Below are 24,225 nucleotides of genomic sequence, written 5' to 3' on the forward strand. Positions count from 1 at the left end.
TTAGAACCGGACCTGTAGGAGCTGGCTTGCCGGCGAATGGGCCTTGAACATGATGAAAACCTTGAGACCTCTTCGCCGGCAAGCCGGCTCCTACAGGGGATTGGGGGGCAGTAGCAGGGCTTGCTCCCGCTCACACAACTCCACCACATAATCCCACAGCACTCTTAGCCGCACAGACTTGTGCAATTCGCGGCGGGTGCTGATCCAGTAGCTGCGCTGGATGCTTTCGTCCGGCAACAACGGCACCAGATCCGGATCGGCGTTGGCCATGTAGCATGGCAGCACCGCAATCCCCAGCCCCGAACGTGCAGCCTGTTGCTGGGCGATCACGCTGGTGCTGTGGAACACCACTTGCGGGTTGCGGCAGAAGCTGTTGAGGAACATCAACTCCTGGCTGAACAGCAAATCGTCGACATAACCGATCCACGCGTGACGCCCCAGGTCTTCGCGGTTGCGCAGCGGCGGTGAACGGTCGAGATAAGCCTGACTGGCGTAGAGCGCCAGGCGGTAATCAGTGAGCTTGCGGGTGACCAGCATGTCGGCGGACGGGCGTTCAAGGTGGATGCTGATCTCCGCCTCCCGGTTGAGGATGCTGACAAAGCGCGGCACCGCCACCAGTTCCACTTCCAGCCCCGGATAGCGTTCGAACAGTCCTTTCATGCGGCTGGCGAGGAACATGATACCCAACCCCTCGGTCACGCCGACGCGGATCTTGCCCAACGGTGCCGTGGACTGGGTGATTTCCTCCTGCGCCAGCAGCGCGACGTTTTCCATGGCCTCAGCGTGTTTGAGCAACGCTTCCCCGGCCGGGGTCAATTCATAGCCCTGGGCGTGTTGAACAAACAACGCTGTGCCGAGGCTCTTTTCAATGGCCTCGATGTGCCGCGCCACGGTGGCGTGCGTGGTGTTTAACCGGCGTGCCGCCGTGAGCAAACGGCCGCTGCGCTGCAATTCGAGGAAAAACCGCAAGTCGTTCCAGTCAAACATGATTCGTCCCTGGTTGTTCGCTGTTGATGGCACTGTTTAAAAACGCACAGCGGCTGCGCAAAAACTAACATTCTTTTGACGAAAGCTAACAACTAGGATGACAGACAACAAGAACAACAAACCGAGGTCAGGGATGCAGACTTCCCTAGATGAATACGACTACATCGTGGTCGGGGCCGGGCCGGCCGGGTGTCTGCTGGCCAATCGACTGTCGAGCGATCCGCAGCACCGCGTGCTGTTGCTCGAAGCCGGGGGCCGCGACAACTATGCGTGGATTCACATCCCCGTGGGTTACCTGTTCTGCATCGGCAACCCGCGCACCGACTGGTGCTTCAAGACTGAAGCGCAACCGGGCCTGCAAGGCCGCGCCCTGAGCTATCCCCGGGGTAAAGTGCTGGGCGGCTGTTCGTCGATCAACGGCATGATCTACATGCGCGGCCAGGCCGGTGACTACGACGGCTGGGTGGCCGAGGGCAATCCGGGTTGGGGCTGGCAGGACGTGCTGCCGCTGTTCAAGAAAAGCGAAAACCACTTTGCCGGCGATTCTGAGTTTCACGGCGCCAGCGGTGACTGGCGGGTCGAACGCCAGCGTCTGTCATGGCCGATCCTCGATGCCTTCCGCAGCGCCGCCGAGCAAAGCGGCATCGCCAGCATCGATGACTTCAACCAGGGCGACAACGAAGGGTGCGGCTACTTCCAGGTCAATCAGAAGGCCGGGATTCGCTGGAATGCGGCCAAGGCGTTTCTCAAGCCTGCGCGCAAGCGCGCCAATCTCACGGTACTGACCGGCGTTGAAGTCGACCGCGTACTGCTGGAAAACGGTCGCGCGTCGGCGGTCAGTGCCCGTTGGCAAGATCAGCCCAGGACGTTCAAGGCGCGCAAGGAAATCATCCTGTGCGCAGGCTCCGTCGGGTCGCCGAGCATCCTGCAACGGTCCGGCATCGGCCCGCGTCCACTACTGGAGCGCCTGGGGATCGGTGTCGCCCACGAGCTATGCGGCGTGGGCGCCAACCTGCAGGATCACCTGCAACTGCGGCTGATCTACAAGCTGGAAAACGCCCGTACCCTGAACCAGATTGCCGGCAGCCTGTGGGGCAAGATGGGCATGGGCCTGCGCTACCTCTATGACCGCAGCGGCCCGCTGTCCATGGCGCCGAGTCAACTTGGCGCGTTTGCCCGTTCCGGCCCGGAACAGACTTCAGCAAACCTTGAGTACCACGTGCAACCGCTGTCGCTGGAGCGCTTTGGCGAACCGCTGCATGCGTTCCCGGCGTTTACCGCGTCGGTCTGCGATTTGCGCCCGCAAAGCCGAGGCCGGGTGGAAATCCGCTCCGTCGATCCGCAGGAAGCGCCGCTGATTCAACCCAATTACCTGAGTCATCCGCAGGATTTGCGCGTCGCCGCCGACGCCATCCGCCTGACCCGACGCATCGTGGCCGCCCCGGCCCTGAAGGCATTCAAACCGGTCGAGTACCTGCCCGGTGACAGCCTGCAAAGCGAAGAACAACTGCACGAAGCCGCCGCACGAATCGGTACGACGATTTTTCACCCGGTGGGCACCTGCCGCATGGGCAACGATGCCGCTGCGGTGGTCGATGCCCAACTGTGCGTGCGCGGCATCCCCGGTCTGCGCATCGCCGACGCCTCGATCATGCCGCGCATCACTTCGGGCAACACCTGCTCACCGACGCTGATGATCGCCGAGAAAGCGGCACAGATGATCCTTAACCCAGACACAAGGAGCGTGAAACCACCGATGGAACTGGTCGCAAACACCTGAACTCTGTACACAAACATGTAGGAGCCGGCTTGCTGGCGAAAGCGGCGTATCAGTAAACGTCGATGTCGACTCGACGATCGCTTTCGCCAGCAAGCCGGCTCCTACAGGGATGTCCGATGCATCGACAGTAGCGGCACCCGCCCACAAGGCAGGCGCCGACAGTGGAACAACAAAAACAATCACTGTGAGGGATACCGGTATGTCAGAGAACGTTCAAACCCTGGAAGCCGTGCGCAGCGCGGGCACCAGTCAGGAAACCCAGAAAGTCATCTTTGCCTCGTCCCTCGGGACGGTCTTCGAGTGGTATGACTTTTTCCTCTATGGCGCCCTCGCGGCGGTGATCAGCAAACAGTTTTTCGCCGGGGTCAACGACACCACGGCGTTCATTTTTGCCCTGATGGCGTTTGCCGCCGGTTTCATCGTACGGCCGTTCGGTGCACTGGTGTTTGGCCGGTTGGGGGACATGATCGGGCGCAAGTACACCTTCCTCGCCACCATCATCCTCATGGGCCTGGCGACGTTTTGCGTCGGGTTGCTACCGACTTACGCCAGCATCGGCATTGCCGCACCGATCATTCTGGTGGTGCTGCGCATGCTCCAGGGCCTGGCCCTGGGCGGTGAGTACGGAGGTGCCGCCACTTATGTCGCGGAGCACGCGCCCATCGGCAAGCGCGGTTTCCACACCAGCTGGATTCAGTCGACCGCGACCCTCGGCTTGCTGCTGTCGCTGCTGGTGGTACTGGGCTGCCGTTACTTCACCGGCGACCAGTTCGAAGTCTGGGGCTGGCGCATTCCGTTCCTGTTTTCCATCGTGCTGCTGGGCATCTCGACCTGGATCCGCATGAGCCTGCACGAATCGCCGGCCTTCGTGAAAATGAAAGAAGAAGGCAAGCTGTGCAAACAGCCGATTCGCGATTCCTTCGGTAAATGGGAAAACCTCAAGGTGGTGCTGATCGCGCTGTTCAGCATCAACGCCGGGCAAGCGGTGACCTTTTATGCCGCGCAGTTCTATGTGCTGTTTTTCCTCACCCAGTTCCTGAAGATGGACCCGGCGGTGGCCAACGGCTTGCTGATTATCAGCGTGACCATCGGTGCGCCGTTCTTCATTTTCTTTGGCTGGCTGTCGGACAAGGTCGGGCGTAAACCGGTGCTGATGATTGGCCTGCTGCTGGCCACTGTGTTGTATTTCCCGATCTTCAAGACCCTGGCCCACTACGCCAACCCTGCTATCGACCAAGCCAGCCGTCAGGCACCGATCACAGTGATGGCTGACCCGGCCACCTGCACCTTCCAGTTCGACCCGGTGGGCAAGGCCAAATTCGACAGCCCGTGCGACAAGGTCAAGACCTTCCTGGTCAAGCAGGGCCTGCCGTATCAAAGCGCAGCGGCCCCGGCCGGCAGCGGTGTGCAGGTCAGCGTGGGTGACGTGAAGCTAGACGGTTTCGACGAAGCCGCCCTGCGCGGTGCCGTGACCCTCGCCGGTTACCCGCAACAGGCCGACTTGCAGCAAATCAACAAGCCGATGATCGTGGCGCTGATTGTCGCGTTGATCATCATTTCCGCCATGTGCTACGGCCCGCTGGCAGCGCTGATGGTCGAGCTGTTCCCGACTCGCATCCGCTACACCTCGATGTCCCTGCCCTACCACATCGGCAACGGCTGGTTCGGCGGGTTCCTGCCGACGGTGTCGTTCGCGCTGGTGGTGTATACCGGGGATATTTTCTACGGGCTGTGGTATCCGGTGGTGATCACCGGGGTGAGCCTGGTGGTGGGGATGATCTGTTTGCGTGAGACGCGTAACGTGGATCTGGACAAGAACTGACGTCAACCCGAAACCTGTAGGAGCGAGCCTGCTCGCGATGGACTCGAAAGCGCCGTGTTCAACCAGAAAGCACGCGTTTTCGTTAACGACCATCGCGAGCAGGCTCGCTCCTACAGTGACAGTGCAAAATAGAAAAACCGTCTCAAACCTCTTCGTCGAGCAACTCGAACTTCACTTGATCCGGGTAGAACGCCACATATCCTTTAATCTGATCGACGGACACCTTGGGGTTCTCGTAGCTCCACACCGCATTGGCACCTTCATGCCCCGGCACCTGCAAGCTGAAATAGTTGGCGTCGCCCTTGTAGGGGCAATAGCTGGTGTGGTCGGTGCGCGCGTAATATTTCTCGTCGATGTCCTCGCGTGGCACGTAGTAAACCGGCGGGTAGTTGGCCTCCAGCAGTACCAACGCCCGCGCCGAAGCGGCCACCTGGATTCCGTGAAACTTCACCAACAGGCAGCCAGGCTGCTCGGCGATGGTGATGACAGGGCTAGGACCGGTGCTTTTCATGGACGACGTTCCTCATGACGGTGATGGACCTGAAGGCAAGGCAGCCGGTAACGGTCGCCGCGCCAAAATCTATGTATGCCGACCTATCAGGTATAACCCAGGTTCCGCCATCACGACGGCTTCACAGCCGAACGGGAGCCATGCTCTTCAAGCATTCAGTTGTGCCAGATAGGCCCAGGGATAGATGCCCCGCTCGTGCCCATCGCTGAATACCAGTTGCAGGCCATAGCCTTGCGGGTTCAGTTCGGTGACCCGAACCCGCGCATCGACCCTCGGCGTCAGCCCCTGCACACGAAACGCCCGGCATTGCGAACACGGACACTGGCGGCGCAGCTCGGCGTGATCGAGCCGTTGTTCCCGACCGTCCGGCCAGTTCAGGCGCAATTGCCCGGTGCTTGGCGAATTCCCTACCGACAGCGGATTCATTGCAGCTGACTCAAGGCAATGCGCACCGCTTTGCGCACCTCAGGATCGCCATCATCCTGCGCGGCTTGCAACGCGGCGATGGCCCTTTGATCACTCAATTCGCCCAAGGCCAACGCCGCTTCCTTGCGCAGATTGCTGATGCGATGGCCGAGGGTTTCGATCAGCGCATCGAGTGCGGGTGCGTAGCGCAAACGGCCCAGGCTACGGGTGGCGCGCAAACGCACCTGCCAGTAATCGTCGCCCAGGGCCTGGACCAGTGCCGGGCCGGCATCGACGTGTCCAACCTTGCCCAGGGTGGTCGCAGCTTCTTCGCGCACTTGCCAGGCCTGATCCTGCAACGCCAGGCGCAACGACGGCAGCACCTGCGCGTCGGATGCCAGACCGAGGGCGCCGGTGGCGGCGCGGCGAACTTCGGTGTCCGGGTCATTGCTGGCCAGACGCGCCAAGGCCGGCAAGGCATCGAGTTGTTTGAGCCAGCCCAAAACACCGACGGCTTCGCGGCGTACACCAGCGTCTTCATCATTCAGCGCGTTGGCGGCCGCCGTAGCGGCATCGGCGCAACGCAGCTCGCGCAATGCCCGGAACGCGGCAATGCGCACACGGATGTCGGCATGCCCGGTCCACGGCAGAATCACCCGCCCCGCCGCTGCGCTTTTCAGCAGACTGAGGCTTTGTGCAGCGGCGGCCTGCACCGCTTCGCTCGGATCGGTCAGGGCTCGGCACAACGCTTGAACCACCGGTTCGTCCTCCCACGCTTCCAGCAGCCGCGCAGCTTCAGCGCGCACCTCTTCGGTGGGGGCCTGCGCCAGTCGGTCCACCAGCCATAGCAGGCCGTCCGGTTCTTCCAGGTCGGCCAGTTCGATCAAAGCGATCCGGCGCACGCCAGCGTCTTCATCGGTCAAGCGTGGTTGCAGGGCGAGAATGTCGTCGTTGTCGGTCAAATCAAAAAATGAAGTCATAGGGCAAACCGCGGCAGTTTGTTTTCAGGAGGCAGTCCGAGAGGGTTCAGGCGTGGCAACTGCCGACCGTCTTCGTGACGCAGGAGTTCGAGGCAATGGCGCTTCAGGCGCGAGAATTCGTGGCTCGTTACCAGTTCGGTGGTGCGTGGCCGGTGGAAATCGAGGCGCAGGTCTTCGATGATCCGGCCCGGTCGTGAGCTCATGACCAACAGCCGATCGGCGAGGAACAGCGCTTCATCGATGTCATGGGTGACGAACACCACGGTGGTGCGGATGCGCGTCCAGATGTCCAGCAGCAGTTCCTGCATGTTCAAGCGGGTCAAGGCGTCGAGGGCACCAAAGGGTTCATCCATCAGCAACAGGCGCGGACGATTGACCAGCACCCGGGCGATTTCCACCCGTTGCTGCATGCCGCCGGAGAGTTGATCCGGCCAGCGTTCGGCAAAGCCTTCGAGGCCCACCAGCGCGAGGATTTCGTCGGCTGCTTTATGGCGCTCGTGCTTGCCGATGCCGTGCATTTTCAGGCCGAAGGCGACGTTGTCGCGCACCGTTCGCCACGGAAACAGCGTGTGCTGCTGGAACACCATGCCGCGCTGCGACGAGGGTCCAGACACCGGCGCTCCATCCACCGTGAGCGTTCCGATACGCGGTTGCAAGTGACCAGCCAGCGCGCCGAGCAGGGTCGACTTGCCGCAACCGGAAGGGCCGAGAATGCACACGAACTGGCCCGGTTCGATCTGGCAATCCAGACCTTGCACGGCTTCGAACGCCGCTTGACCTTCGCCCAGGCTGATCGACAAGCCGCGAATATCTATTCGCCCTTCAGGGTGTTGAAACACGCTCATCAGCTTTTCCCTCGTGGACGGTGCCAAGGCGTGAATAGCCCGCCCAGGCGTTTGATCAACAGGCTGCTGCCCATTCCCAGCACGCCGATCAGCAACATGCCGACGACAATGTCGGCATAGTTCTGGATGGTGTAGGACTCCCAGGTGTAGTAACCGATGCCGTACTGGCCAGAGATCATTTCTGCCGTCACCAGACAGAACCACGAAGTGCCCATACCGATGGCGAGGCCGGTAATGATGCTTGGCGCAGCACCGGGCAAGATCACTTCCAGCAGGATTGCCCGGCGCCCTGCCCCGAGGCTTTTCGCCGAGGCGATCAGGCGTGGGTCGACGCCTTCGACGCCATGCACGGTGTTGAGCAAAATCGGGAACAACGCGCCGGTGAAGGTGATGAACACCATCGACAGTTCAGACGACGGGAACATCAGGATCGCCAGGGGAATCCACGCCACCGCGGGGATCGGGCGCAGCACTTCCAGCGGCGGCAGCAAAACGTCTTCGGCCCATTTCGAGCGCCCGATGGCCAGCCCCAAAGCGATACCGATGATCAGCGCAGCGAGATAACCGGCGAACACCCGGCCGATACTGCTGCTCAGGTGTCGGCCGAGCTTACCGGAGTCGCCCAGCCCCAGTGCGGCCTCGATCACGGCAAGCGGCGTTGGGACGTTGGCGAAGGTCACCAGGCCGAGGTTCCAGTGGTGGCTGGCGGCGAGTTGCCAAAACAAAAGGCAGAGCAGCAGTGACGCGGCCCTGGGTATCCAGCGTGCATAGGATCGGTACACAGTTATTCCTCTCAACCAAAAAACCCGTAGGAGCTGGCTTGCCGGCGATAGCGGTAGTTAAGTCGACATCAATGTCGAATGTCCGTCAGCAATCGCCGGCAAGCCGGCTCCTACAGGTTTAGCGAACGGCCACGGCCTGGGTCGTGGCATCAGTGAAGTCGTACACTTTGCCGCCCTGCGCCGTGGCGTACTGCTGGGCCTGGCCCTTGAGCAGAAACGCACTCAAACGGCCCTTGGCATCGCTGGCAAACCACGCCTGATCCGCCAGCAATTTGATCCCGCTGTCGCTGGCCTGGGCATACACGGCGCGGATGTTTTTACCTTCCTGCTTGAGGCTGGCCAGCGCTTTGAACGCTGACTCCGCGGAGGCGTACTGGCGGACTTTCGGCTCGCCACGCACCCAGATTTCGGCCACACGGCTGAAGTCGGTGATGGCTTTGCCGCTCGCTGCATCGGTTGCCTTGAGTGGCGTTTGCCCGTAGTTCGCCAATTGCGCGGTGTAGTCCAAGTTTGAGGCCTTGAAGGCTGTGCGGATGTATTGGTCGTCGATGAAGCTGTTCAGATCGAGGCCGCGATCCGCTTTCTTCAACAGTTTGAGCGTGTCGATGGCGGTGCCGACGGCCTGGCGATATTCCGGTTTCCAGCTCAGGTCGCGGGTTTGCACACCCAGCGGGCCGTGGAACAGATAGTTGACCTCGGCATCGACGCCGGTGACTTTGGCGATCAGTTCGCTGTACTTCTCCGGTTCAGCGGCGAGCAGTTGATTGGCCTCGATGCTCGCCCGCAGGTAAGCGACGACGATTTCCGGGTACTTTTTCGCATAGCTTTGATCGACCAACGCGCCGTGGAATGTCGGCGCTGCGGCCTGGGACCCGTCGTAGATCTTGCGTGCAAAACCACGGCTGGGGAACAGTTCGGCAAACGGCACGAAGTCCGCGTGGGCGTCGATCTTCCCGGCCTGTAATGCGGAGCCGGCGACTTCCGGTGGCTGGGCGATGATGTTTACGTCTTTCAAAGGATCCCAGCCCTGAGCCGCCACGGCACGCAATAACATGCCATGGGCGGTAGACGCGAACGGCACGGAAATGGTCTTGCCCTTCAGTTCCGCCAGGGACTGCACGCCCGACGCACTCGGCACCACGATGCCGTTGCCACTGCCCTGTGTGCTGCCCGACAACACGCTGATAAACAGGCTGTGCTTGCCGGCTGTTTCGAACGCCACACCGTTGAAGGCGCCCGGGAAATCGGCCATGGCGCCGAAGTCGAGTTTGCCGGCCACCATTTCATTGGTCAGGGGCGCGCCGCTGGTGAAGTTCTTCCACTGCACATCGTATTTGGCGTCCTTGTAGGCGCCTTCATGGGGCAGGTATTTGTCCAGCAGGCCCAGTTCGCGAATCAACAGACCGCCAGCGGCGCAGTTGATTGTGGTGTCCTGGGTACCGATGGCTATGCGGATGGTTTCGGCCGAGGCCGACAAAGTCAATGACGCCAGTACCAGACCGGCAAACGCTGCACGCAACATGAGTGTATCCCCTCGAATCATTTATAGGATGTTCGTCTCCGCCACGATCAGGGCGCGGTGGGAAACGAGGGGTGTTTTTGAATCAGGCGTCCGGTGGTGGCCGGATGGCGGTTTTTCGTGGTCTGGGCTGGCCTCATCGCTGGCAGGCCAGCTCCCACAGTTATTCCGGTGAACACACGTTCTGCGGCTGGCCTCGCCCCCCTGTAGGAGCCAGCTTGCTGGCGATGGAGTGCCAGCTGAATTGATGGTGACTGGCTCGCCATCGCCAGCAAGCCGGCTCCTACAAGGTTCTTGTTTCAGCGTAGGAGGTACGGAATTTCGACTTTCACAGCGCCCGTCGGGCAGTCTTTTTCACAGGGCATGCAGTACCAGCATTCATCAAATGCCATGTAGGCCTTTTGTGTGGCCGGATTGATTGCCAACAGGTCCATCGGGCAGACATCGACGCAAACGGTGCAGCCTTTGTGGGCGATGCATTTGTCCTCGTCGACGGTGACGGGGGCGTTGGAGCGGAAGAAGATTTCCTGGGGTTGATAGGCCATTTCACGGTCTCTCTTTTGTGTGAGGCTCAGGCTGCATCCGCACGGACTCGCAGTCGGTCGTAGATCTGCATTTCTTCGGCGTCCAGCGCAATGATGTAAGGCTCCACGGCTTTCTTGAAACTGGTCATCAGGCCGTTTTCATCTTTCTTCAGATGGCAATGGCAGAACCACTCGTTATCGTCGCGTTGCGGGTGATCGACCCGATAGTGATACAGACCCCAACGACTTTCAGCGCGGAACAGCGATGCCCGGGCGGCCATTTCGGCGCAGTCGCGAATCATGCTGACTTCCATGGCACGCATCAGTTCATGGGCGTTGTGGGCCTTGATCTGGTCGAGGTCACGCTGGATATCGCTGAAGCGTTGCAGGCCGATCTGCATCTTCTTGGTCACTTTCGGCGGTTGCAGGTAGTCATTGACGAAGCGCCGCAGCTTGTACTCGACTTGGGCCGGTGGCAGGCCGTGTTCGCGGTCAAGCGGTGCGTAGACCCGTTGCTTTTCGACTTCGATCTGCTGGGCATCCAGCGCAGAAAACTCGCGTCCAACGACAAATTCCGCCGCGTTGTTGCCGGCGAACCAACCGTAGGTAAACGCACCCAGCATGTAGTTGTGCGGTACGGCGGCCATGTCGCCCGCCGAGTACAAGCCCTTGACCGAGGTCTCGGCCTTCTCGTTGACCCACACACCGGAGGCCGAGTGACCGCTGCAAAAGCCGATCTCGGAAATGTGCATCTCGACCATCTGCGTGCGGTAGTCGGTGCCGCGATTGGCGTGGAACTGACCGCGACTCGGGCGCTCGTTGCTGTGCAAAATCTCTTCGATGTTCTGGATGGTCTCCTCGGCCAAGTGATCGAGCTTGAGGAACACCGGACCATTGCCGCTTTCGAGTTCCTGGTGGAACTCCCACATCATCTGCCCGCTCCAGTAGTCGCACTCGATGAAACGTTCGCCCTTGTTGTTGGCGGTGTAGCCGCCCAGAGGGCCGGTGACGTAGGCGCAGGCGGGACCGTTGTAGTCCTTGATCAGCGGGTTGATCTGGAAGCATTCCAGGTTCGCCAGTTCAGCCCCGGCGTGATAGGCCATGGCGTAACCGTCGCCGGCATTGGTCGGGTTTTCGTAGGTGCCCATCAGGTAGCCCGAGGATGGCAAGCCCAGACGCCCGGCGGCACCGCAAGCGAGAATCACTGCCTTGGCCTTGATCACGTGGAAGTCCGCCGTGCGGCAATCGAAACCCATCACGCCGTTGACGGTGCCCTCTTCATCCTTCAGCAAACGGGTGCACACGACGCGATTGGTAATGCTGACCCGTGCCCGTTTCAACTGGCGATACAGGACTTTCTTGATGTCATGCCCTTCCGGCATCGGCAACACGTAGGCGCCCATGTGGTGGACCTTTTTCACCGCGTAGTCGCCGGTCTCGTCCTTCTCGAACTTCACGCCCCAGCGGTCCAGTTGCTCGATCGTTTCGAAGCTATGGGTCGCGTAGGCGTACACCGCGGCCTGATTGACGATGCCGTCGTTGGCGATGGTGATTTCCTTGGTGTACTGCTCCGGCGTCGAGTGGCCGGGGATGATGGCGTTGTTCAGCCCGTCCATGCCCATGCTGATCGCGCCGCTGCGCTTGACGTTGGCCTTGTCGATCAACAACACCCGCAGGTCGCGGTTGCGTTCTTTGGCCTTGATCGCCGCCATCGGCCCGGCGGTGCCACCGCCGATCACGACGATGTCGTATTCCTGCTCAAGCGTGTTTCGAGTCATGCCTGATCCCCTTTTTGCCGGTCGATCCGCAGGCGGTACTGGAACGCATCGCCACGGTAGTAAAGATGTTCAAAATCCAGCGGCTGGCCATTGGCGTCGTGGGTCAGGCGTTCGATGCGCATGATCGGCGAGCCGGGTTCGACATTCAGCGCCTGGGTCAGGTCGCTGTCGGCCAGGACCGCGTCGATGGCCAGATCGGCATGTCCCAGGGCGAGGCCGCAGTCGTTTTCCAGAATCAGGAAAATGTCGCGGGTGACCAGATCAGCCTTCTCCAGGCGTTCGCCGATGGCTTTGGGCAGGTAGGTGATTTCCAGCGAAATCGGCTCGCGGTTGATCAGCCGCACCCGTTTGATCTGCGCAACGGTTTCGCCTTCAGCCACCTGCAGTCGCTCGGCGACCAGTTTGTCGGCGGCAATGAACTTGAAGCTGCGCAGGCGGTTGATCACCTCGTAGCCGCGACCGGTCATGGACTCGGCGAGCCCTTGCAGGGTGCTGACGTTCTGGAAGGTTTTCGGCTTGGCGACGAAGGTGCCCTTGCCGTGGATCTTGAAGATCAGCCCTTCCTTTTGCAGATCGCCAAGCGCTTGGCGCACGGTGATGCGGCTGACCTTGAACAACGCACCGAGTTCGCTCTCGGACGGCATCTGACTGTCTTGCGGATATTGGCCGTCGAGGATGCGGGCACGCAGCACGTCGCGAAGCTGGGTGTGCAGCGGGACACTGCTCAGGGATAGAACGTTATCGGTCATGAAGATCACTTGTTATAACGAGTTATGACGTGATCTTAGAGACGTTATGACAAGCTTGAGAAATACCGAATGAGCATAAGGTTAGATTCGAGCGACCGGACCTGCAGGAGCCGGCTTGCCGGCGAAGGCGGCCTTGAGCTTTGCATCAATTTCGCCGGCCTCTTCGCTGGCAAGCCAGCTCCTACAGTGATCGCCCACCTGTAGGAGCTGCGGAAGCCTGCGATCGTTGGCTTTTACTCAGCCGATGCGCAGCGCACGCAAATCGAGACGGCCATCCTTGATCGGCGGACACCAGTAATAGCCACCCGTGATCGGCCGGCTGATGCGATACAAGCCGTCAGTAATCCCGTCTTCCAGACCGCTCATACGTCGCAGTTGGGCTTCGAACGCGTCGAGGGAGAAACCGAAGGCCAGGAACATCAGGCCTGCGCGGTCACCTTCGATCCAGGGCATCGAACGGCGCACCACGAACGCCTCGGGGGCGAAGCTTTCCTGGGCGGTGCGTTTGACGTGGGCGGACACAGGCGCGTCATCGATCTCTTCGTTGTCGCTCAAGCGGCGACCCATGATGTTGTCCTTGTCCTCGGACGACATCGCATGAAAACCCTTGAGGTCATGCTGCCACTGCTGGATCGCGGCGAAGCTGCCGCCGACCGTGCCGTCCGGGCCCTCACCCACCAATGCGGCGGCGACGGCGGCTTCGTCGTGGGGGTTTTCGGTGCCGTCTTCGTAGCCGGTCAGGTCATGGCCGCTCATGTGGCGAAAGGTTTCGTTCATCTGCACCAGGCGCAGGGCCGGTGCCAATGCGGCTTCAATGGTGTTGCTGCGGTTGAGCAACTCGCCACGGTCGTCACCGTGCAACCAACACCACAGAGCGTGTTGAGTCGACGGGTTGTCGACGCCGACTCCGGTCAATGCCGGAAAGGCGCGCAGGCCATCGATGTGGCCGTCCAGGGCCTTGACCAGAGATTCGCCAAAGCCGATCACCGCCGACTTGCCGTCCACCAGACCTTGCAGTGTGTCCAGCGCGGCCGGCAGTGCAGCGGCCGATACCAGGGCGAAGAACATATGGCGGGCTTGAGGCGGAACAGGGGTGGCGAGGATGCCCGGCTGGTAGTAACTCATATGAACTCCTTTTGAAAGAGCGCGAAGTTTACCCCCGGCACCGTCCCTTGTGTGCTCTCAGGTCAAAAGAACCGATTTCACCCCATAGCGATTGCGGTCTACGCTTGAAGCAAAAGATCCAGGCACTCAACCCCTCTACTCTGCCCATCAGCGCTCAATGGCCTTAATACAAACCGCCATTGAGGCGTATAACCTTTGAAGTGAATTTGAACGGCAGTCGCCAGCGCATGGCTGACACCACCTACGGGGTAGCGACATGACCACAGCACCGATTCTTGGCAATTTGTTTCCCGACGCCGGCAGCATCCCGGAAAAATACCGTCTCGACGGCGCGACCGAGCAGCGTGAATACCTGGTCGACGGCACGCTGGAAATCTGGCCCGGCCCGCTCGCTCAGGTCCGCAGCCCGGTCTATCTGAGCGGCCCGAATGGCGATGAACAAGTCATTCTCGGCAGCACACCCTTGCTGGATGCCGAGACCGCATTGACCGCGCTCGACGCCGCCGTCCGAGCCTACGATCGAGGCCAGGGCCTTTGGCCGACCATGCGCGTGGCTGAACGCATCCAGCACGTCGAAACCTTCCTCGCGCGCATGCGTGAACAGCGTGAAGCCGTGGTCAAGTTGCTGATGTGGGAAATCGGCAAGAACCTCAAGGACTCGGAAAAAGAGTTCGACCGCACCTGCGATTACATCGTCGACACCATCAACGCGTTGAAGGAACTCGACCGCCGCTCCAGTCGTTTCGAACTGGAACAGGACACCCTCGGCCAGATCCGTCGAGTTCCCCTTGGCGTAGCCCTGTGCATGGGACCGTACAATTATCCGCTGAACGAAACCTTCACCACGCTGATCCCGGCATTGATCATGGGCAACACCGTGGTGTTCAAACCGGCCAAACTCGGGGTATTGCTGATCCGGCCACTGCTGGAAGCCTTCCGCGACAGCTTCCCGGCCGGGGTGATCAACGTCATTTACGGCAGCGGCCGCGAGACCGTCAGTGCTCTGATGGCCAGTGGAAAAATCGATATCTTCGCTTTTATCGGCACCAACAAAGCTGCCAGTGACCTTAAAAAACTTCACCCGAAACCGCACCGCCTGCGTGCGGCCCTGGGTCTGGATGCAAAAAACCCTGGCATCGTCCTGCCCCAGGTGGATCTGGACAACGCGGTCAGTGAAGCGGTCACCGGCTCGTTGTCGTTCAACGGTCAGCGTTGCACCGCGTTGAAAATCCTTTTCGTCCACGAAGACGTTGTCGAGGCCTTCATCGAAAAATTCAACGCCAGACTCGCCTCGCTGAAACCCGGCATGCCATGGGAAAACGGTGTAGCGCTGACACCGCTTCCGGAGTCGGGCAAGGTCGATTACCTGCATTCATTGGTAGCGGATGCCGAGGCCAAAGGCGCCAGGGTGGTCAACCCCAATGGGGGTGAAGCCCGTGCTTCGTTTTTCTACCCGGCGGTCCTTTACCCGGTCACGCCACAGATGCGTGTCTATCAGGAGGAGCAGTTCGGCCCGGTGGTACCCATTGTGCCTTACCGCCATCTGGACACGGTGATCGATTACGTCCTGGAATCGGACTTCGGCCAGCAGTTGAGCATCTTCGGCACCAACCCGGTGGCCGTTGGGCGACTGGTCGATACCTTCGCCAACCAGGTCGGCCGGATCAACCTCAATGCCCAATGCCAGCGCGGCCCCGACACTTACCCATTCAATGGCCGCAAGAACTCCGCCGAGGGCACACTGTCGGTACATGACGCACTGCGGGTGTTTTCAATCCGCACGTTGGTCGCGACCAAATTCCAGGAGACCAACAAGGACCTGATCAGCGAGATCATCAGCGGCCGCCGTTCAAGTTTCCTGACCACCGATTACATTTTCTGAGGAGACCGGGTCTGACTACATCGACAAGCCATCGACTGCCGCTGTGGATGCGACGGTTACTGCGCCCGCTGCTCGATCCCTATCAGCGCTATCGCCATGCGCGTGTGATCCACGCGGTGCGGGTGGCACTGGGATTGCTGGCGACGATCCTGCTGACCACCGGGATCAACCTGCCCCATGGCGAATGGGCGTCGGTGACGATGCTGGTGGTGATCGGCGGCTTGCAGCACCACGGCAATATTGGTAAAAAAGCCGCCGAGCGCGCCACCGGTACGTTGATTGGCGCGGCGGTCGGACTTCTGCTCGTGCTGCAACAGGCCTGGCTCGGGATGCCGTGGCTGACCTATTTCGCGATGTCGGTGGTGTGCGGGTTCTTTTCCTATCACGCCATCGGCAAGGGCGGATATACCGCGCTGCTGTCGGCCATTACCGTGTTCATCGTCGCCGGGCATGGCGACAATCCGATCACCGATGGTTTGTGGCGTGGGGTGGACATCCTGATCGGCATCGCCCTGGCCCTGGCATTCTCCTTCGCCCTGCCCCTCTACGCAGTCTATTCCTGGCGCTACAACCTGGCCGATGCCTTGCGCGACTGTGCGAAAGTCTACGGGCGCATCATCGACGGCCAGCCCATCACCGCCGACGAACACCTCAAACTGATGAATCGCCTCAATAGCGTGATGGTGCAACTGCGTTCGTTGATGCCGTCGGTGTCCAAGGAAGTGAAGATTTCAATGACCGAACTGGACGCCATCCAGCGCAACCTGCGTATGTGCGTCAGCACTCTGGAAATCCTCGGCAATACCAGACCGGACTCCAATGACCCCGAAGCGATGACTCATCTTCAATCGGCTTTGAAAGCCGAGCATCGTCAGATTCGCGTACAACTGATTGGCATGGCCCGGGCACTGAAGTCCGGTTTATCCCTGCGCCTCAGTCGACCTGTGGAATTGCCCGCGGTCAGCCTGGATGCGCCGGTCTATAACGCGCTGGACGGCTACCGGTTATTGACCCAGCAACTGGCCGCCAACATCGGTGAGATGCGCCAGCGCCTGGCGAAAAGCGCGACGCGCTGGAGCATCTGACGCTACCGGTGCGGTTTACTGCGTGACTGTCCGGCGAAACTTCAGGTTCCAGCCCTGTTGCATACCGGCAGCGGCCAACAGAATCGCTGCAACACCTATCCATTGCAGCGGCTCCAAGCGATGACCGAAGGCGAACCAGTCGACGAAAATCGCCGCAATCGGATAGATAAACGATAACGCCCCGGTCAACGCGGTCGGCAGTTTTTGAATCGCGCCATAAAGCAATACGTACATCACGCCGGTGTGCACAATGCCCAGGGTCAGCAGACTGGCCCAGGCGCTGGGGGCTTGCGGCAGCGCCGAGAAGTGCGCGAACGGTGCGAGCAGCAACACGCCCGTGCCGACCTGGATCAGTGCGATCAGGTGCGGCGGCGTACCGGTCAGGCGTTTGATAATCAACGCAGCAATCGCGTAGAGGAACGCCGCTCCCAACGCCAGAATGATGCCCAGCAAGTATTCGCTGCCACCCTCCCCTTGCCCGCCATGGGCGCTGACAATCGCCAACATGCCGAGGAACGAAACACCCAGCCAGACCAGTTTCTGCACGGTTATCTTCTCGTTGAGAAACAACGCGGCCAGTCCTACCAACATGAACGGTTGCACGTTGTAAACCGCAGTGCCGATGGCAATCGAAGCGCGGGAATAGGAGGCGAACAACAGCACCCAGTTACCGACAATCGCCACCCCGCTGAGTACCGCCAGCAGAAACGTGGTGCGGGTCAGAATGCCGGGGCGCAGAAAGCCGAATGCCGCGCAAATCAACAACAACGTGCCAGCGCCAAACAGGCAACGCCAGAACACCACGTCAAGCACCGGTTGACCGGATACCAGCACAAACCAGCCGATGGTTCCGGAGATCAGCATGGCGGCCGTCATTTCAAACGAACCGCGGCGTAGGGTTTTGTCCATCATCAGGCTCCTCTGTTTGTGGACAAAGTATGCCAACCGTCCGAGGGGCATCTCCAGAGCAAAAATAAGGCTAAACTCGGCATCTGCCTTTTTTGCAAAGGCAATATTGAAAAAATGCCTAATAGAGGTTTCAGCATGACCGATGACATCGACCAGGTACTGATCACGGCCCTGATGGAAGACTCGCGGCGTTCACTCAAGGCGCTGGCCCAGATCAGCGGCCTGTCTTCGCCCAGTGTTGCCGAGCGCCTGCGCCGCCTGGAAGAGCGTGGTGTGCTCAAAGGCTACACCGTTGAAATCGACCCGAAATGCTTCGGCTATCAACTCCAGGCCATTGTGCGTATTCGCCCGCTTCCTGGCCAACTGCAGGAAGTCGAACGGCAGATCATGGCCATTCCCGAGTTCACCGAGTGCGACAAGGTGACCGGCGACGACTGCTTCATAGCGCGTCTGCACGTTCGCTCAATGGAACAACTCGATACCCTGCTCGACCGCCTCAATACCCACGCCGAAACCAATACCGCGATCGTCAAGAAAACACCGGTCAAACGCCGATTGCCACCGATGGCCTGAAATTTCACCCAATCAGCGGCAAGAAAAAACCCGCCGAAGCGGGTTTTTTCATTCAAGGCTGACGATCAATCATCGCGACCCATGATGCCGAATAGCTGCAACAGGCTGACAAACAGGTTGTAGATCGATACATACAGGCTGATGGTCGCCATGATGTAGTTACGCTCGCCACCATGAATGATGGCGCTGGTCTGGAACAGGATGCAAACAGAGGAGAACAGCACGAAGCCCGCGCTGATCGCCAGTTGCAGGCCGCTGATCTGGAAGAAGAAGCTCGCCAGCGTCGCACCCAGCAGTACAAAGAAGCCTGCCGTAATGAAACCACCGAGGAAGCTCATGTCCTTGCGAGAGATCAATACGTAGGCCGACAGACCACCGAACACCAGCGCTGTCATCGCGAACGCCGAGCTGACGACTTCAGCGCCACCCTGCATGCCCAGATAACGGTTGAGGATTGGGCCGAGCAGGAAACCCATGAAACCGGTCAGGGCAAATGCCGACACCAGGCCCCAGGCGGAATCGCGGAGTTTGTTGGTGAGGAAGAAAAGACCGTAAAAGCCGATCAGCACCACGAAAATATTCGGGTAGCCAACACGCATCTGCTGGGCAACGTAGGCCATCACACCGCTGAAAGCCAGGGTCAGGGCGAGCAAGCCATATGTGTTACGCAGGACGCGGCTAACCTCTAGCTGCTCAGCCTGCACGCTGTTATTAACTGCGTAATCCTGTTCGCGCATGGCGACACTCCTGTTGGTTTGAAACGTTCAGTCGCAAAGATCATAACAGACACCCTGAAACTAGCCATGCAGAGAGTTTGACAGTGTGTTTCATTCAGGTATTATGGCGCCCGCAACGCAACGGAGGTGTGGCCGAGTGGTTTAAGGCAACGGTCTTGAAAACCGTCGACTGTAACAGGTCCATGAGTTCGAATCCCATCGCCTCCGCCATATTTGTACCGACAAAGCCCTGATTATTCAGGGCTTTGTCGTTTCTGGGGTTTGCCGAAAATCTCGACGCTCTGCATGTGTTCCATAACTATTTTGGAAGTGTTCCAGAACTCAGCCCGTTTCCGTCCTGCCGACCGCCGCCCCTACTCCCATTTTCGGAGGGTAGCTGACGCAGTCCGGGTACTTCCGATGCTCCGATCAGGGGCGCAGCGCTCGAATCTTTTTTACCGCCTCGTCAAAGCTTTCCAATGCCTGACTGATGATAATTTCAGCTTGAGCCTTGGCCGATGGATCAAGAGGTTCGCGACCGGCGCGTCCGATCCAGACTGAAATATGAGCACGCCGTTCAGACGCCAGGTCGCTATCCGCCACCTTTCCCGCCAAAAAGCTTTGCCAATCCTCCTCCCTTTTTTCATCCCCATTGCACTTATTGCATGAAAGAAGATGGTTGTGGATTTCGTTCGAGCCACCCAAAGCGGACGATACGATATGGTCCAGGTGCCCGGTACGCGAAGCACGAGTCAGAGGAATGCCACAATAGGCGCAAGAAGACTGGAAGTAATTCCAGAGCTCTTCAACTTCAACCCCCGATGGGTGTGGATCAAGAATCGCGGCGAGACATCGGCGCATTTTATTTTTTGCCATAGATGGTGTGTCTTTGGCCATTTCATGATTTCCGGATAGTTATGGCGGGCAATGGATTATCACTCGTCAACCTGAAGTAACGCACTAGCACCCCATGTTGGGGACTGTAGAAGCCTAACCTATTGTTTTAAAAGGGATACAACCACCTTCAGCGATGGCAAAACATCCGTTTTTTTGTGCTTATGCAAACGGAAACACACGGCCTCCAGAGGAGGTTTTGCGCACAACCCTCACGGCTTTCTGCCGGACTACCCACTTCTTCCCTTCCCCCCAAATTGACGACTGCTACGCTGAAATCTCCACGGAGGATTTCGCAATGCCAAATTCTGATCTGCTCCCTTCCCTGCTCTACAAGCTCAACGAAAACCAACTCGCCCTAGAAGCCGCCATCATGGAGCTTTCGAATTGGGTCGAGCAGCGCGGATCGGCGGACGTCGCCGACAACGTGCGCGGAGCCCTGGAAGCCATCGATAAGAATGAAGAGTTCATCAAGATGACGCTCGCTGTAATGATGGCACCGGAGTGACTCTAATCGGCCAAGAGGGGCATTTTGGTGGAGACAGCGAACGTGGCAGCTGATATCAGAACGTTGGGCACATATGGCATGAGGGGGGCGACGAAATCCTGGTGCTTCATGTGTCCCATTCAGTCCAATGCGCATGGACGCAGGCAACCGATAGCCATGGCGACCAGGCTGTCGAGCATGCCGGGATGTTCTAACTGCGCTGGAATATCCTCCAACACCGACCGGATTACACTGCGTAACCCCTGTCCGAGCAAATAAGCCGACAAATCCGGGTGCTCTGTAGTGATCTCATGCTCGTACATACGCAGGAGTGGGAGCCAGGTCGCTTCGATGAATTCACTCGTCGTGTGGTAAGGGCCCCGCCACATGCCCAAGTGCAGAGCAGAGTGGTAACGCAAGTGAAAGGCCTTGTTCAATTTGAACAGACGTGTTTCGACGCGAATAATGTTGGCCAGAATATCGCGCAGCGCCATTTTTAATGGTACGCCAATCAGTCTTTCGCGCACCCTAAGTAGCTCCTCGGATTCTTCGTCGAGAACACGCTCGTACAGCAGGGCAATGATCGCATCCTTGTTGGGGAAATATTGGTAGATCGAGCCGACTGCGACCCCTGATATCTCCGCGACGCGCGCGACGGTTAGCGCTTCCTCGCCCGCCTCATCCAAGATCCGCAGGCACGCCTGCTCCACGGCAGCGACCAGTGCGCGAGAGCGTGACTGGGACGGTCGCTTGCGTAAAGCGGGCAACTGCTCCGATGAGGGCCCTGAGCCCATCGTAGTTTCATCACTTTTCTTATTCATGTAAATCCGAGGGTCGCGTTAATCGAGGCTTCAAAATTTCTAATTTCTTCAACCAAATCAATTCGTTAATCAGCATGTTTGTCGCTTGGTGAATGCGAATATCTCAACAGTCGCGACGTAAGTATGATTATTTTCGTCGATCAGACAACGTCTAAACGCGTAGTAATGCGCCCTTGAAATCGGATGTTCCAACCCTACTGGGAGATTGTCCATGCCAGCATCTTTTACCGTTCGGCAGCTTGGCCCAACTCTGGGTGCCGAAGTTCTCGATCTAGATACGGCTTCATTGGTTTTACCGGAAACGTTGGCAGCACTTGAGGCTGCACTTTTCAAACACGAAGCCATCGTACTGCACGTCCCAGAACTGAGGCCCGAGCAACATTTGGCGATTGCACGGTATTTCGGTGAGCCAGAAGTACACACCTTCTACCCCAACCTGGGCGATGGCCTTGAACAGATCACCGTAATCGACTCCAAGCTGGGTGATCGAGCTGATATGTGGCACCACGACGAGAGCTTTCTGCCCAGCCCACCGATTGTCACCATGACTCACGCCCAGATCCTGCCGCCGTGTGGCGGCGACACCTGCTGGATCAGCATGACGACGGCCTACGACGCGCTTTCCGAGCGCATGAAGCACTACATGGAAGGCCTCAGCGCCTGGCACGACATGAACGGGCCTATGACCGCAGCGTTGCACCAAAACGTCGTCACGCACGAGCGCTATGTTGAGGTCATCAAAGCAAACCGACGGCACCTGCATCCGCTGGTCATTCAGCATCCGGTGACAGGTCGAAAGGCGCTGTATTTGAGTCCGACCTACACCACCCACATCGACGGCCTGGCCGGCGCCGAGGGCAGTGCCATCCTCGCCTACCTGAATGCGCATTGCCAACACGTTCAATTCGGTTTCCGCCATCGCTGGCGTGTCGGTGACATGGTGCTCTGGGACAATCGTAGCGTGCTCCACAACGCCATCCTGGACTATCAACCGCACCAACGGCGCATGCAGCGCACTTCGGTTTTCGCCCGCGGGCCTTTCCACGCGTGAATTATTTATTGCTCAACTGAAGCTTGTGACAGTCGCTCCAGAGGAAAGAACTATGTTGAAGGACTCGCTAAACAAGGAACTGCTGGCCCGCTACGCTCCCAGGCCAGGTCGATATGCGCTGCTGCCCGAATTGACTCCACGCCAGACCGTAGCATTGCTGTGTCGTGTGTTGTATCGCGAGGGTTATAACGACCACATTGCTGGTCACATCACTGTACGCCAGGACGACGGCACTTACCTGGCTAACCCTTGGGAACTCACTTGGGGTGAAGTGACCGCCTCCGATATCGTGCGCCTCGATCCGAACGGCAAGGTGACCGAGGGTGAGTGGAACATAACCCCGGCGATCAATCTGCACATTGATGTACATAGCGCCCGGCATGACGTTGGTGTGGTGATCCACAACCATCCGCAGTGGGGATCAGTGTGGTCGGCGGCTGGGCGTACTCCACCGATCTATGACCAAACGTCCGCATTGGTTGACACTGACCCGGTGCTCTATGACGAGTATCAGGGCACTGTAGAAGACACGGAACGAGGCCGCGCCGTCGTGGACGCTCTCGGTAAGCAAAAATGGGCATTGCTAGCCAACCATGGCGTGCTGGTCGTAGCCAACGGTATTCGCCAGGCACACTTACGCGCTATCACACTGGAGTGGCGCAGCCGTCTGGCCTGGCATGTCGAAGCACTCGGCGGTGGCCCACCGCTACCCGCCAGCGTCGCGCTGGCCACCGGACAACGCACCGATGCAAATGGGTTTCCATTCCTGTGGGAAGCCATGGCTCGCGAGGAAATCCGGCGCGATCCAGCCGTTCTTGAGTAGAACCTCTCCCATTTTTCGCGGCGGCATGGCAGGCGCGCACGCCGCTATTACTTAATACTTTGCTGAGACTTGACCACGCGATGAAGCCCACTTTGTTACTTCTTTCCCGCTTGCCCGATAGTTTCATCACCCGCTTACGCGAGCATTTCGATTGTCACTCTTATTCGCTGCTCGATGACAAGCGACTCATGGAACTGGCTCCTACCGTGCGAGGTATCGTTGCAACTGCCGAATCCAGCGTGTCCGGTGTATTGATCGCCCGTCTGCCTGCGCTCGAGATCATCTCGGTGTTGGGTGTCGGTTACGACGGTATCGATCTGGAAGCCGCGCGCGTGCACAACGTCTGTGTCACCCATACCCCTGAGGTGTCCACCGAAGACATTGCAGATTTCGCCATCGCGCTGTTGCTGTGCACCGCACGACAAATTCTAAACGCCGACGGATTCGTGCGACGAGGTGAATGGGCCGTTGGCCGTCACCCTATGACCGGGCGAGTATTCGGTGGGCGCATGGGCATCGTCGGTCTGGGCCGCATTGGCAGGGCAGTGGCTTTACGAGCCCAGGCGTTCGGGATGAGCATTGCCTATACGGGACGCACGCCAAAAGCTGATGTGCCCTATCGCTGGTGCAATGATGTGCAAGCACTGGCAGCGAGTGTCGATTATCTGGTGGTGTGCGCGAGTGGTGGCCCTGATACGCACGGCATGATTAATGCGGCCGTGCTGGCAGAGCTTGGCCACTGCGGTGTATTGATCAATATCGCGCGCGGATCTGTCGTCAACGAAGATGACCTTATCGAGGCCTTGCGCACCCGCAAGATTCTCGCGGCGGGACTAGATGTATTTTGCAATGAGCCGAATGTGTCGCAGGCATTGCTGGCGTTGCCCAACGTGGTGCTGACACCACATATGGCCAGTTCTACTCAAGCGACAGTTCAGGCGATGCTGGATCTGACGCTCGATAACTTGGCGGCTCATTTCGCGGGGGAACCTTTATTGAGTGAAGTGCAGTTGACGGCCATAGGTAGAACTTGCAGCGAAGTTCTACCTTGAAGCGGTCATTCTGACTGACTGCTTTTGGCCGTTTTCTGCCTTTCGCGATGGGCAGCCTTGGGTCGATTTCTGCCCATCGTGACAGGCAGAAAACGGCCAGAAGCAGCCATTCACGCTTCGTCTGC

Annotated in this window: 24 protein-coding genes and 1 tRNA gene; 10 read left to right on the forward strand and 15 right to left on the reverse strand. The window is 59.1% G+C overall.

The window, feature by feature from the left end; translation table 11 throughout:
* Positions 1-90: 90 nt before the first annotated feature.
* Positions 91-987 carry a LysR family transcriptional regulator gene (locus QMK58_RS17885; RefSeq protein ID WP_053158480.1) on the reverse strand — a complete coding sequence of 299 codons (897 nt, stop codon included), beginning with the start codon at positions 985-987 and terminating at the stop codon, positions 91-93.
* Between the two features lie 133 nt (positions 988-1,120).
* On the opposite strand from QMK58_RS17885, the gene QMK58_RS17890 reads away from it, so the two are divergent.
* Together QMK58_RS17890 and QMK58_RS17895 are read left to right on the forward strand one after the other, a co-directional pair.
* The gene (locus tag QMK58_RS17890) at positions 1,121-2,767 is read left to right on the forward strand and encodes a GMC family oxidoreductase (protein ID WP_320395155.1); all 1,647 of its coding nucleotides are present in this window, start codon (positions 1,121-1,123) and stop codon (positions 2,765-2,767) included.
* A gap of 199 nt (positions 2,768-2,966) precedes the next feature.
* The gene (locus tag QMK58_RS17895; protein ID WP_053158474.1) at positions 2,967-4,589 is read left to right on the forward strand and encodes an MFS transporter; all 1,623 of its coding nucleotides are present in this window, start codon (positions 2,967-2,969) and stop codon (positions 4,587-4,589) included.
* Positions 4,590-4,731: 142 nt separating this feature from the next.
* Here the strand turns inward: QMK58_RS17895 and QMK58_RS17900 are convergent, their stop codons facing one another.
* From QMK58_RS17900 to QMK58_RS17945, 10 genes are all read right to left on the reverse strand, one after another.
* Positions 4,732-5,100, reverse strand: coding sequence for a DUF427 domain-containing protein (locus tag QMK58_RS17900; RefSeq protein ID WP_053158471.1), 369 nt, complete (start codon positions 5,098-5,100; stop codon positions 4,732-4,734).
* A 147-nt stretch (positions 5,101-5,247) separates the two neighbouring features.
* The gene (locus QMK58_RS17905; protein ID WP_053158468.1) at positions 5,248-5,526 is read right to left on the reverse strand and encodes a DUF971 domain-containing protein; all 279 of its coding nucleotides are present in this window, start codon (positions 5,524-5,526) and stop codon (positions 5,248-5,250) included.
* Complete coding sequence (locus QMK58_RS17910; protein ID WP_320395156.1) at positions 5,523-6,485, reverse strand: HEAT repeat domain-containing protein; 963 nt, start codon at positions 6,483-6,485, stop codon at positions 5,523-5,525. The genes QMK58_RS17905 and QMK58_RS17910 overlap by 4 nt, the downstream gene beginning before the upstream one ends.
* The gene (locus QMK58_RS17915) at positions 6,482-7,330 is read right to left on the reverse strand and encodes an ABC transporter ATP-binding protein (protein ID WP_320395157.1); all 849 of its coding nucleotides are present in this window, start codon (positions 7,328-7,330) and stop codon (positions 6,482-6,484) included. The genes QMK58_RS17910 and QMK58_RS17915 overlap by 4 nt, the downstream gene beginning before the upstream one ends.
* Positions 7,330-8,112 carry an ABC transporter permease gene (locus QMK58_RS17920; protein ID WP_320395158.1) on the reverse strand — a complete coding sequence of 261 codons (783 nt, stop codon included), beginning with the start codon at positions 8,110-8,112 and terminating at the stop codon, positions 7,330-7,332. The genes QMK58_RS17915 and QMK58_RS17920 overlap by 1 nt, the downstream gene beginning before the upstream one ends.
* 118 nt (positions 8,113-8,230) lie before the next feature.
* Positions 8,231-9,655 carry an ABC transporter substrate-binding protein gene (locus tag QMK58_RS17925; RefSeq protein WP_320395159.1) on the reverse strand — a complete coding sequence of 475 codons (1,425 nt, stop codon included), beginning with the start codon at positions 9,653-9,655 and terminating at the stop codon, positions 8,231-8,233.
* Positions 9,656-9,930: 275 nt separating this feature from the next.
* Positions 9,931-10,176 carry a ferredoxin family protein gene (locus QMK58_RS17930; RefSeq protein WP_003180418.1) on the reverse strand — a complete coding sequence of 82 codons (246 nt, stop codon included), beginning with the start codon at positions 10,174-10,176 and terminating at the stop codon, positions 9,931-9,933.
* A 26-nt stretch (positions 10,177-10,202) separates the two neighbouring features.
* Complete coding sequence (locus QMK58_RS17935) at positions 10,203-11,933, reverse strand: fumarate reductase/succinate dehydrogenase flavoprotein subunit (RefSeq protein ID WP_320395160.1); 1,731 nt, start codon at positions 11,931-11,933, stop codon at positions 10,203-10,205.
* The gene (locus tag QMK58_RS17940) at positions 11,930-12,682 is read right to left on the reverse strand and encodes a GntR family transcriptional regulator (protein WP_053158449.1); all 753 of its coding nucleotides are present in this window, start codon (positions 12,680-12,682) and stop codon (positions 11,930-11,932) included. The genes QMK58_RS17935 and QMK58_RS17940 overlap by 4 nt, the downstream gene beginning before the upstream one ends.
* Positions 12,683-12,919: 237 nt before the next feature.
* On the reverse strand, positions 12,920-13,807 hold the full coding sequence (locus tag QMK58_RS17945; protein ID WP_320395161.1) for a Dyp-type peroxidase: 888 nt from the start codon (positions 13,805-13,807) through the stop codon (positions 12,920-12,922).
* Between the two features lie 256 nt (positions 13,808-14,063).
* Here QMK58_RS17945 and QMK58_RS17950 point away from each other — a divergent pair, with 256 nt between their 5' ends.
* Together QMK58_RS17950 and QMK58_RS17955 are read left to right on the forward strand one after the other, a co-directional pair.
* Positions 14,064-15,689, forward strand: coding sequence for an NADP-dependent glyceraldehyde-3-phosphate dehydrogenase (locus QMK58_RS17950; RefSeq protein ID WP_320395162.1), 1,626 nt, complete (start codon positions 14,064-14,066; stop codon positions 15,687-15,689).
* 47 nt (positions 15,690-15,736) lie between these two features.
* A complete protein-coding gene (locus tag QMK58_RS17955) occupies positions 15,737-16,774 on the forward strand; it encodes an FUSC family protein (RefSeq protein WP_053158438.1) in 1,038 nt (345 codons plus the stop codon).
* Positions 16,775-16,789: 15 nt separating this feature from the next.
* On the opposite strand, the gene QMK58_RS17960 is transcribed toward QMK58_RS17955, so the two are convergent.
* Entirely contained in the window at positions 16,790-17,683 is an 894-nt protein-coding gene (locus tag QMK58_RS17960; protein WP_053158435.1) for a DMT family transporter, read from the reverse strand.
* Positions 17,684-17,818: 135 nt separating this feature from the next.
* On the opposite strand from QMK58_RS17960, the gene QMK58_RS17965 reads away from it, so the two are divergent.
* Positions 17,819-18,256 carry an Lrp/AsnC family transcriptional regulator gene (locus QMK58_RS17965; RefSeq protein WP_007987480.1) on the forward strand — a complete coding sequence of 146 codons (438 nt, stop codon included), beginning with the start codon at positions 17,819-17,821 and terminating at the stop codon, positions 18,254-18,256.
* Between the two features lie 65 nt (positions 18,257-18,321).
* Here the strand turns inward: QMK58_RS17965 and QMK58_RS17970 are convergent, their stop codons facing one another.
* Positions 18,322-18,993, reverse strand: a complete 672-nt coding sequence (locus QMK58_RS17970; protein WP_053158434.1) for a Bax inhibitor-1/YccA family protein — start codon at positions 18,991-18,993, stop codon at positions 18,322-18,324.
* Positions 18,994-19,115: 122 nt separating this feature from the next.
* Between QMK58_RS17970 and QMK58_RS17975 the strand changes: the two genes are divergently transcribed.
* Positions 19,116-19,203: transfer RNA gene (locus QMK58_RS17975), tRNA-Ser, on the forward strand.
* 198 nt (positions 19,204-19,401) lie between these two features.
* On the opposite strand, the gene QMK58_RS17980 is transcribed toward QMK58_RS17975, so the two are convergent.
* Positions 19,402-19,869, reverse strand: coding sequence for an HNH endonuclease (locus QMK58_RS17980; protein WP_320395163.1), 468 nt, complete (start codon positions 19,867-19,869; stop codon positions 19,402-19,404).
* Between the two features lie 295 nt (positions 19,870-20,164).
* Here QMK58_RS17980 and QMK58_RS17985 point away from each other — a divergent pair, with 295 nt between their 5' ends.
* Entirely contained in the window at positions 20,165-20,374 is a 210-nt protein-coding gene (locus QMK58_RS17985; RefSeq protein WP_320395164.1) for a hypothetical protein, read from the forward strand.
* Between the two features lie 119 nt (positions 20,375-20,493).
* Here the strand turns inward: QMK58_RS17985 and QMK58_RS17990 are convergent, their stop codons facing one another.
* Positions 20,494-21,174 carry a TetR/AcrR family transcriptional regulator gene (locus QMK58_RS17990; RefSeq protein ID WP_320395165.1) on the reverse strand — a complete coding sequence of 227 codons (681 nt, stop codon included), beginning with the start codon at positions 21,172-21,174 and terminating at the stop codon, positions 20,494-20,496.
* Positions 21,175-21,385: 211 nt separating this feature from the next.
* Here QMK58_RS17990 and QMK58_RS17995 point away from each other — a divergent pair, with 211 nt between their 5' ends.
* The 3 genes from QMK58_RS17995 (at position 21,386) to QMK58_RS18005 (ending at position 24,100) form a co-directional block, all read left to right on the forward strand.
* On the forward strand, positions 21,386-22,225 hold the full coding sequence (locus tag QMK58_RS17995) for a TauD/TfdA dioxygenase family protein (protein ID WP_320395166.1): 840 nt from the start codon (positions 21,386-21,388) through the stop codon (positions 22,223-22,225).
* 52 nt (positions 22,226-22,277) lie between these two features.
* Positions 22,278-23,048, forward strand: a complete 771-nt coding sequence (locus QMK58_RS18000) for a class II aldolase/adducin family protein (RefSeq protein WP_320395167.1) — start codon at positions 22,278-22,280, stop codon at positions 23,046-23,048.
* A gap of 80 nt (positions 23,049-23,128) precedes the next feature.
* Positions 23,129-24,100 (forward strand): 2-hydroxyacid dehydrogenase, encoded by a 972-nt coding sequence (locus QMK58_RS18005; protein ID WP_320395168.1) that lies wholly within the window; start codon positions 23,129-23,131, stop codon positions 24,098-24,100.
* Positions 24,101-24,225 lie beyond the last annotated feature (125 nt).

It is taken from the genome of Pseudomonas sp. P8_241 (genome assembly GCF_034008315.1).
Lineage (GTDB): Bacteria > Pseudomonadota > Gammaproteobacteria > Pseudomonadales > Pseudomonadaceae > Aquipseudomonas.

Excerpts from the sequence above, each read along its gene's own strand:
- QMK58_RS17950 (WP_320395162.1), top strand. The coding sequence starts at position 14,064 with ATGACCACAGCACCGATTCTTGGCAATTTGTTTCCCGACGCCGGCAGC.
- QMK58_RS17940 (WP_053158449.1), bottom strand. The coding sequence starts at position 12,682 with ATGACCGATAACGTTCTATCCCTGAGCAGTGTCCCGCTGCACACCCAG.
- QMK58_RS17980 (WP_320395163.1), bottom strand. The coding sequence starts at position 19,869 with ATGGCCAAAGACACACCATCTATGGCAAAAAATAAAATGCGCCGATGT.
- QMK58_RS17885 (WP_053158480.1), bottom strand. The coding sequence starts at position 987 with ATGTTTGACTGGAACGACTTGCGGTTTTTCCTCGAATTGCAGCGCAGC.
- QMK58_RS17985 (WP_320395164.1), top strand. The coding sequence starts at position 20,165 with ATGCCAAATTCTGATCTGCTCCCTTCCCTGCTCTACAAGCTCAACGAA.
- QMK58_RS17900 (WP_053158471.1), bottom strand. The coding sequence starts at position 5,100 with ATGAAAAGCACCGGTCCTAGCCCTGTCATCACCATCGCCGAGCAGCCT.
- QMK58_RS17910 (WP_320395156.1), bottom strand. The coding sequence starts at position 6,485 with ATGACTTCATTTTTTGATTTGACCGACAACGACGACATTCTCGCCCTG.
- QMK58_RS17895 (WP_053158474.1), top strand. The coding sequence starts at position 2,967 with ATGTCAGAGAACGTTCAAACCCTGGAAGCCGTGCGCAGCGCGGGCACC.
- QMK58_RS17890 (WP_320395155.1), top strand. The coding sequence starts at position 1,121 with ATGCAGACTTCCCTAGATGAATACGACTACATCGTGGTCGGGGCCGGG.
- QMK58_RS17990 (WP_320395165.1), bottom strand. The coding sequence starts at position 21,174 with ATGAATAAGAAAAGTGATGAAACTACGATGGGCTCAGGGCCCTCATCG.
- QMK58_RS17905 (WP_053158468.1), bottom strand. The coding sequence starts at position 5,526 with ATGAATCCGCTGTCGGTAGGGAATTCGCCAAGCACCGGGCAATTGCGC.
- QMK58_RS17970 (WP_053158434.1), bottom strand. The coding sequence starts at position 18,993 with ATGCGCGAACAGGATTACGCAGTTAATAACAGCGTGCAGGCTGAGCAG.
- QMK58_RS17930 (WP_003180418.1), bottom strand. The coding sequence starts at position 10,176 with ATGGCCTATCAACCCCAGGAAATCTTCTTCCGCTCCAACGCCCCCGTC.
- QMK58_RS17955 (WP_053158438.1), top strand. The coding sequence starts at position 15,737 with ATGCGACGGTTACTGCGCCCGCTGCTCGATCCCTATCAGCGCTATCGC.
- QMK58_RS17960 (WP_053158435.1), bottom strand. The coding sequence starts at position 17,683 with ATGGACAAAACCCTACGCCGCGGTTCGTTTGAAATGACGGCCGCCATG.
- QMK58_RS17935 (WP_320395160.1), bottom strand. The coding sequence starts at position 11,933 with ATGACTCGAAACACGCTTGAGCAGGAATACGACATCGTCGTGATCGGC.
- QMK58_RS17925 (WP_320395159.1), bottom strand. The coding sequence starts at position 9,655 with ATGATTCGAGGGGATACACTCATGTTGCGTGCAGCGTTTGCCGGTCTG.
- QMK58_RS17965 (WP_007987480.1), top strand. The coding sequence starts at position 17,819 with ATGACCGATGACATCGACCAGGTACTGATCACGGCCCTGATGGAAGAC.
- QMK58_RS18000 (WP_320395167.1), top strand. The coding sequence starts at position 22,278 with ATGTTGAAGGACTCGCTAAACAAGGAACTGCTGGCCCGCTACGCTCCC.
- QMK58_RS17915 (WP_320395157.1), bottom strand. The coding sequence starts at position 7,330 with ATGAGCGTGTTTCAACACCCTGAAGGGCGAATAGATATTCGCGGCTTG.
- QMK58_RS18005 (WP_320395168.1), top strand. The coding sequence starts at position 23,129 with ATGAAGCCCACTTTGTTACTTCTTTCCCGCTTGCCCGATAGTTTCATC.
- QMK58_RS17995 (WP_320395166.1), top strand. The coding sequence starts at position 21,386 with ATGCCAGCATCTTTTACCGTTCGGCAGCTTGGCCCAACTCTGGGTGCC.
- QMK58_RS17945 (WP_320395161.1), bottom strand. The coding sequence starts at position 13,807 with ATGAGTTACTACCAGCCGGGCATCCTCGCCACCCCTGTTCCGCCTCAA.